Source organism: Ramlibacter sp., from assembly GCF_035706265.1.
Lineage (GTDB): Bacteria > Pseudomonadota > Gammaproteobacteria > Burkholderiales > Burkholderiaceae_C > Ramlibacter.
This window is the reverse complement of sequence record NZ_DASSVG010000440.1, coordinates 1-7,129: the sequence shown is the minus strand read 5'-3', so window position 1 is coordinate 7,129 and position 7,129 is coordinate 1. Positions and strand designations below refer to the sequence as shown.

Here is a 7,129-nt window from a genome sequence, read left to right as displayed (position 1 = left end):
TTCCACATCATGTAGCGCTCGAACACGTCGCCCGAGTACCAGGCGAAGAACGCCTCGACGATATAGCCGTAGGCGACGATGCCGCCCGAGGCGAGCATCACCTTGCCCGCATTGTCGAGATGCCGCTCGGTGATGAAATCCGAAAAGCCGAAGAACTGCCGGAGTGGCACCGCGATGGTGATCACCATGGCAAAGCCCGAATAGAGCGCGCCGGCGACGAAATAGGGCGGAAAGATCGTCGAGTGGTAGCCGGGCACGATGCCGCTGGTGAAATCGAGCGACACCACCGAATGCACCGACACGACCAGTGGCGTCGCCAGCCCGGCCAGCAGCAGGTAGGCCGACTGGTGACGAGCCCAGTGGCGCGCCTCGCCGCGCCAGCCGAGCGCCGCCAGCCCGAAGGCGTAGCGCCGCCAGCGCCCCTCGGCGCGGTCGCGCAGCGTCGCCAGGTCGGGGAGCAGGCCCAGGTACCAGAACAGCAGCGACACGAGGATGTAGGTGCCGATGGCGAAGAAGTCCCATACCAGTGGGCTGCGCCACTGCGGCCACACGCCCATGCGGTCCGGGTAGGGCGCGATCCAGTAGAAGAACCAGGGCCGGCCCAGGTGCAGGATGGGGAACAGGCCCGCCATCGCGGCGGCGAACAAGGTCATCGCTTCGGCGAAGCGGTTGATCGAGGTGCGCCACTTCTGCCGCAGCAGCAGCAGGATGGCGGAGATGAAGGTGCCGGCATGGCCGATGCCGATCCACCAGACCACGTTGGCGATCGCGAAGCCCCAGGCCACCGGGATGTCGACGCCCCAGATGCCGATGCCGCGCAGGAACAGCCAGCCGATCGCCGCCACGAACACCAGCGTGCCGGCCAGGGTGCCGAAGAAGGCGACGAGCCAGGGCCAGCGCACCGGGCGCGTGAGCACCAGGTCGGCGATCTTGTCGCTGACGCTGGCGTAGCCCCAACCCGGGCCGAGCACCGGCGTCGCCCGCGAGACGGGGGGCTGCGGCACGCTCACGGGCCCGCCTCCGCGCGCCGCACGCGGGCGAGGTAGGTCGTGCGCGGCTGCGTATTGAGCTCGCCGAGCAGCGCATAGTGGCGCGGCGACTGGCGGTCGGCGGCGACGGCGCTGCCGGCCTGGTGCAGGTCGCCGAAGCGGATCGCCCGCGTCGGGCACACGGCCTGGCAGGCGGTGATCACCTCGCCCTGTACCAGCGGCCGGCCTTCGGCCTGCGCGTGCTGGCGGGCGCGCGCGATGCGCTGCACGCAGTAGCTGCACTTCTCCATCACGCCGCGCTGCCGCACCGTGACGTTGGGGTTGCGCTGGCCCTTGAGCGATTCGGTCGCCGTGTCGGCGAACTGCAGGAAGTTGAAGCGCCGCACCTTGTAGGGGCAGTTCTGCGAGCAGAAGCGGGTGCCGATGCAGCGGTTGTAGACCTGCACGTTCAGCCCCTCGGTGTCGTGCACGGTGGCGCCCACGGGGCACACCAGTTCGCACGGCGCCTTCTCGCAGTGCATGCAGGGCACCGGCTGGAAGATGCTGCCGGGAAGCTCCGGCGTCTCGTAGCGGTCGACGCGGATCCAGTGCATCTCGCGCCCGAGCGCCACCTGCTCCTTGCCCACCACCGGGATGTTGTTCTCGGCCTGGCAGGCGATGGTGCAGGCGTTGCAGCCGATGCAGGCGTCGAGGTCGATGCTCATGGCCCACGCGGGGCCGCCGTCGGGCGGCCGCGGCGGCTGCGGATAGAGCGAGGGCTGCGTTGTCGGCTCGTGCACGCTTTCGCCGGGGCGGACGCTGCGGGCCAGCTCGCGCCCGTGCTGCGAAATCGTGTGCTGCGTGACGGCGAACTCGTGATGCCCGCCGGTGCGTTCGAGGCGGATCCCGGCCGTGGCCGCACCGGGCGGGCGCAAGGCGTAGCCGTCGAAGCCGACGCCGTCGCCCACGCGGCCGGCGGCGCGGCGGCCGTAGCCCAGGGGCACGGTCACCACGCCCTCGGCCTGGCCGGCGAGCACCCACACCGGCGCCTGCACCTGCGCTGCGGCGACGGTCGCCCGCACTACGTCGCCCGTGGCCAGGCCCAGTGCGGTGGCGTCGCGGGGCGAGAGCAGCAGTGCGTTGTCCCAGGTCAGCTTGGTGAAGGGCCGCGGCAACTCCTGCAGCCAGCCGTTGTTGGCGAAGCGGCCGTCGTGGGTGGAAGGGTCGGCGGCGAAGAGGGCGGTGAGCGGCGCGTCGGCCGGTGCCGTTGCGGCCGCCTGCGCCTCGGCACTGAATGCCGCGATCGGCTTGCTGGTCGCCGCAACGGCCGACCGTGCGCTGCCTTCCACCACGCCACGCTGCAGGCTCTCGCGCCAGCGGTCCTCGAATTCCCCGCCCCAGCGCGAACGCCAGTGCCGCTGCTGCAGGGCGTGGCCGTCGCGGATCTCGTCGCGCGCGAGCAGGGCCAGCAGCTCGTTGGCCGAGCGGCTGTCGTAGAGCGGCGCGATCGCCGGCTGCACCAGCGTCGCGCTGCCGTCGTGCGCCAGAGCATCGCCCCAGCGCTCCCCATCGTGTGCCAGCGGCAGGTGCCACCCGCAGGCGCGCGCCGTCTCGTCGCGGTACAGGCCCGCATGGACGCTGAAGTCCACCTTGGCGAGCGCCTGTGAGAACTTGGCGGGCGCGTCGTAGGCCGGATTCGCATCGAGCACGGCCAGCGCTTCGACCGCGCCCGCATCCATCGCATCGGTGAGTTCCGACAGGGACCCGGCCTCGGGCGCAATGGCGAGCGGCTCCAGCATCTGCACCGTGCGGCCGGCGGCCTGCAGCTGCGCGTGCATGGCATGCACCAGGGCATGGCTCGTGGGCGAGAGGCAGGCGCCCGGCACCAGCAGCGCCTGCGGCCCCGCCGCCTGCAGCGCTCGCAGGAGCGCGGCTTCCAAGGCGTCGGCCGGTGCCGGTCCGCCTGCCAGCGCCGCGGCCAGGTGGGCCACCAGCGCGTCGATCCGTGCCGGCGCCAGCGCGATCCGCCGGTCCGCGCGGGCGCCGAACAGCCCCGGCGTCGCTTCCACCGCGAACAACTGCGCTTCGCGCCGCGCCGACCAGTCCATCGCGTGCCGCACCGCACCCGGGCCTTCGCTGAAGGGATCGGCGCCGAGCGCCACGATGCAGCGCGCCTCGGCAAAGCGGTACAGCGGATCCAGGGGCCGGCCGAAGGCCGCGATGGCGCCCGCGCGCGCGGCTTCCATCGGCAGCGCGGCGTGCTGGTACCAGCGTGCGTGCGGCCAGGCCCGCAGCAGCGCCTGGATCTGCGCCCGCAGGCTCGGCGAGCTGAGCGGGCCGGTGAGGAGGGCGAAGCCTTCGCCGGCGCGCGCCTGCAGCCGCGCGGCCTCGCGCGTCCAGTCGGCCTCGAACGCGGCCCAGGTCGAGGAGCCGGCCGCAGTCTCGCCGGCGCGCAGCCGCTGCAGCACGGTCGCCGAGCGGTCCGGGTCCCACAGCTGCAGCACGGAGGCCTGGGCGAAGACGTCGGTGGCGCCGAGGCTGGAAGGGTGGAGCGGATTGCCTTCGATCTTGATCGGCCGCCCGCCCTCGGTGCCCACCAGCACGCCCAGCGCATGGCCGTCGCGCACGCAGGCGCTGGCATAGAACAGCGGCAGGCCGGCGGCGCGCGCTTCCGGCGTCTGTACCCAGGGCAGGATGCGTTCGCGCGGCGCCTCGATGCATCCCGTGCCCCCGAGCGCGAGCGACGCGGCCATCAGCGCCAGCGCGCGTCGGCGGTCGACGGCGGGCACGAAGGCGAGCGGGTGTTCCATGGCGCCTCAGCGATGGCAGGTGGAACAGTCGGTGCGGCGCTGCACGCTTTCGAGCTGCGCGGCCGCCAGCAGCGCAAGCGACTGCGCGCCGCTCACCGGCGCGGGCGGCATGCGGAACACCTGGTCGCGCGGATGCAGGTGCGGCGCCGGGTCGCGGTGGCAGGCGATGCACCACTGCATCTGCAGCGGCTGCGCGCGCCACGTGATGGGCATCTGGTCCACCCGGCCATGGCATTCGAAGCAGGCCACGCCCTTGGCGACGTGCACCGCGTGGTCGAAGTACACGAAGCCGGGCAGGAAGTGCACCCGCTGCCACGGGATCGGTTGCCCCGTGCGGGCGCTCTCGCGCAACGGCGCCAGCACCTTCGCATCCGTGTACAGCTGCGAATGGCAGCTCAGGCAGGTGTGGGTGGAAGGCAGGCCGGCGTAGCGGCTCGTCTCGACCGTCGTGTGGCAGTAGCGGCAGTCGATGCCGTCGTCGCCGACGTGGTGCTTGTGGCTGAAGGGAATGGGCTGGGCCACCGGCTCCCCGAGCGCCTGGTGCGCATGCTCGCGCCAGACCCCGTAGGCGGCCAGCGCGGGCAGGAGCAACAGCAGGCCGAGGGCCGCGAGCTTCACCGCGAGTTCGGCGCCTGCGCTGAAGACCTGGGCGGATCGCGGGTGGGACATCTCAGCCGGGGAGCTTGGCCGCCGGCCGCAGGGCTGGCGTTCACATCGCGCTGCAAAAGATTGGGGCCAATATAGACGCGTGCGGCTGCGCCGTGGTGCTCGGCGTGGGAGCCGGCTGACGCCGCCGCTGCATGCGTCCCCCTAGACTGGCCCGATGAACACCAGCGACCAGATCCTGCAGCGGCTGCACGAATGGGGCGTGCGGCGCATCTACGGCTACCCGGGCGACGGCATCAACGGCCTCATGGGCGCGTTCGAGCGCATGGGCGAGCAGATGGAATTCATCCAGGCCCGGCACGAGGAACTGGCGGCCTTCATGGCCTGCGCCCACGCCAAGTTCACCGGCGAGGTGGGCGTCTGCATGGCGACCTCGGGGCCGGGCGCGATCCATTTGCTGAACGGCCTCTACGACGCCAAGGCCGACCACCAGCCGGTGGTGGCCATCGTGGGCCAGGCCGCGCGCACGGCCATGGGCGGCGACTACCAGCAGGAAGTGGACCTCCTGAGCCTGTTCAAGGACGTGGCGCACGAGTTCGTGCACACGGCCATGGTGCCGGCCCAGGTGCGGCACCTGGTGGACCGGGCCATGCGGATCTCGCGCGACCAGCGCACCGTGACCTGCATCATCGTGCCGCACGACCTGCAGGAGGAGAAGGCCGTGCCCGAGCCGCCGCGCGTGCACAGCACGATCCACAGCGGGATCGGCATGACCTCCAGGGCCGCGGTGCCCGGCGAATCGGACCTGGAGGCCGCCGCCGAGGTCCTCAACGCCGGCCGCAAGGTCGCGATCCTGGCCGGCGCCGGTGCGCTGCACGCGACCGACGAACTCATCGCGGTGGCCGAGCGCCTGCACGCCGGCATCGCGAAGGCGCTGCTGGGCAAGGCGGCCGTGCCGGACGACCTGCCCTTCGTCACCGGCGCGATCGGCCTGCTCGGCACGCAACCGAGCTGGGAGCTAATGAACGGCTGCGACACGCTGCTGATCGTGGGCTCGCGCTTTCCGTACTCGGAGTTCCTGCCCAAGGAAGGGCAGGCGCGCGGGGTGCAGATCGACCTCGACGGGCGCATGGTGTCGCTGCGTTATCCGACCGAGGTCAACCTGATCGGCGACAGCCGCGCGACCCTGCAGGCCCTGCTGCCGCTGCTGCAGCAAAAGCAGGACCGCTCGTGGCGCGACGAGATCGAAGCCAACGTGCGCCAATGGTGGGAAGTGCTGCAGGCGCGTGCGATGAACGAGGCCAAGCCGGTGAACCCGCAGCGGGTGTATTGGGAACTCTCGCCGCGGCTGCCGGACCGCTGCATCCTCACCTGCGATTCAGGCACATCCGCAGCCTGGTACGCGCGCGACCTCAAGGTGCGGCGCGGCATGATGGCTTCGCTCTCGGGCGGGCTCGCCACGATGGGGCCGGGCGTGCCGTATGCGCTGGCGGCCAAGATCGCTTATCCGGACCGGCCGGTGATCGCGATGGTGGGCGACGGCGCGATGCAGATGATCGGCATCAACGCCCTGGTGACCATCGCCGAACGCTGGAAGAAGTGGAGCGATCCGCGGCTGCTGGTGATCGTCCTGAACAACGGCGACCTGAACATGGTCACCTGGGAGCAGCGGGTGAGCGCGGGCGAGCCGCGCTTCGTCGACTCGCAGGCACTGCCCGCCTTCCCCTACTGCGACTACGCGCGCTCGCTCGGGCTGGAAGGCATCCGGGTCGAGCAACCGCAGGAGGTGGGGCCGGCGCTCGAGCGGGCGTTGAACGCGGGCCGGCCGGCGCTGCTGGAGATGGTCACCGACCCCAACGTGCCGCCGCTGCCGCCGCACGTGACGCAGAAGCAGGCCAAGGCCTATGCCCGCGCGCTGGTGCACGGCGATCCGCAGGCGCTGGAGACCATGATCGCCACCGCGCGCGAGTGGTGGGACGGGGTGCGCAAGGGCCGCTGAAGCCCCGGGCCCGCCGGAGCCGTCGTGCAGAAGCCTCCCTTCCCGGACGGCGAGAGGATCGCCGCCGACCTGCGCGCGCGCATCGAAGGTGAAGTCCGCTTCGATGCGGGCAGCCGCGCCCTGTATGCCGCCGACGCCTCCAACTACCGCCAGGTGCCGATCGGGGTGGTGATCCCGAAGACCGTGGACGACGTGATTGCGACGGTGGCGGTCTGCCGCGCGCACGGCGCGCCGGTGCTCTCGCGCGGCGGCGGCACCAGCCTGTGCGGGCAGACCTGCAACGTGGCCGTGGTGATGGACTTCTCCAAGTACCTGAACCGGGTGCTGCAGATCGATCCCGCAGCCCGCACGGCGCGCGTGCAGCCGGGCGTGGTGCTCGACGACCTGCGCGGGCAGGCGAAGCGCCACGGCCTCACCTTCGCGCCCGACCCCGCCACGCACAACCACAACACGCTGGGCGGCATGATCGGCAACAACTCCTGCGGGCCGCACTCGGTGATGGGCGGCGAGACCGTGCACAACGTGCTGGAGCTCGACGTCCTCACCTACGACGGCGAGCGCCTGACGGTGGGGCCGACCGACGAGGCGGCCTTCCAGCGTTTGTGTGCGCAGGGCGGCCGGCCGGCACAGATCGCGCGCGACCTGAAGGCCCTGGGCGAGCGCTATGCGCCCTTGATCCGCGAGAAGTTCCCCGACATCCCGCGCCGCGTCTCCGGCTACAACCTGCCCGCGCTGCTGGACGGGGA

General features: G+C 71.7%; 5 protein-coding genes. 2 read left to right on the top strand and 3 right to left on the bottom strand.

Translation table 11 applies throughout. The features are described from left to right. The 3 genes from nrfD to VFM98_RS15625 form a co-directional block, all read right to left on the bottom strand. Window positions 1-1,010, bottom strand: a 1,010-nt coding sequence (nrfD, locus tag VFM98_RS15635; RefSeq protein ID WP_325110829.1) for an NrfD/PsrC family molybdoenzyme membrane anchor subunit, incomplete at its 3' end; no start/stop codon positions are given. Then, entirely contained in the window at window positions 1,007-3,778 is a 2,772-nt protein-coding gene (locus tag VFM98_RS15630) for a 4Fe-4S dicluster domain-containing protein (RefSeq protein WP_325110828.1), read from the bottom strand. The genes VFM98_RS15630 and nrfD, both read right to left, overlap by 4 nt. Window positions 3,779-3,784: 6 nt before the next feature. Further along, window positions 3,785-4,447 carry a cytochrome c3 family protein gene (locus tag VFM98_RS15625; RefSeq protein ID WP_325110827.1) on the bottom strand — a complete coding sequence of 221 codons (663 nt, stop codon included), beginning with the start codon at window positions 4,445-4,447 and terminating at the stop codon, window positions 3,785-3,787. Between the two features lie 154 nt (window positions 4,448-4,601). Between VFM98_RS15625 and VFM98_RS15620 the strand changes: the two genes are divergently transcribed. Both VFM98_RS15620 and VFM98_RS15615 read left to right on the top strand, forming a co-directional pair. Beyond that, window positions 4,602-6,383, top strand: a complete 1,782-nt coding sequence (locus tag VFM98_RS15620) for a thiamine pyrophosphate-requiring protein (protein ID WP_325110826.1) — start codon at window positions 4,602-4,604, stop codon at window positions 6,381-6,383. A gap of 24 nt (window positions 6,384-6,407) precedes the next feature. Continuing rightward, a partial coding sequence (locus tag VFM98_RS15615; RefSeq protein WP_325110825.1) for an FAD-binding oxidoreductase occupies window positions 6,408-7,129 on the top strand: 722 nt, incomplete at its 3' end.

Coding starts and splice junctions, on each gene's coding strand:
- VFM98_RS15630 (WP_325110828.1), bottom strand. CDS start 3,778: ATGGAACACCCGCTCGCCTTCGTGCCCGCCGTCGACCGCCGACGCGCG.
- VFM98_RS15620 (WP_325110826.1), top strand. CDS start 4,602: ATGAACACCAGCGACCAGATCCTGCAGCGGCTGCACGAATGGGGCGTG.
- VFM98_RS15625 (WP_325110827.1), bottom strand. CDS start 4,447: ATGTCCCACCCGCGATCCGCCCAGGTCTTCAGCGCAGGCGCCGAACTC.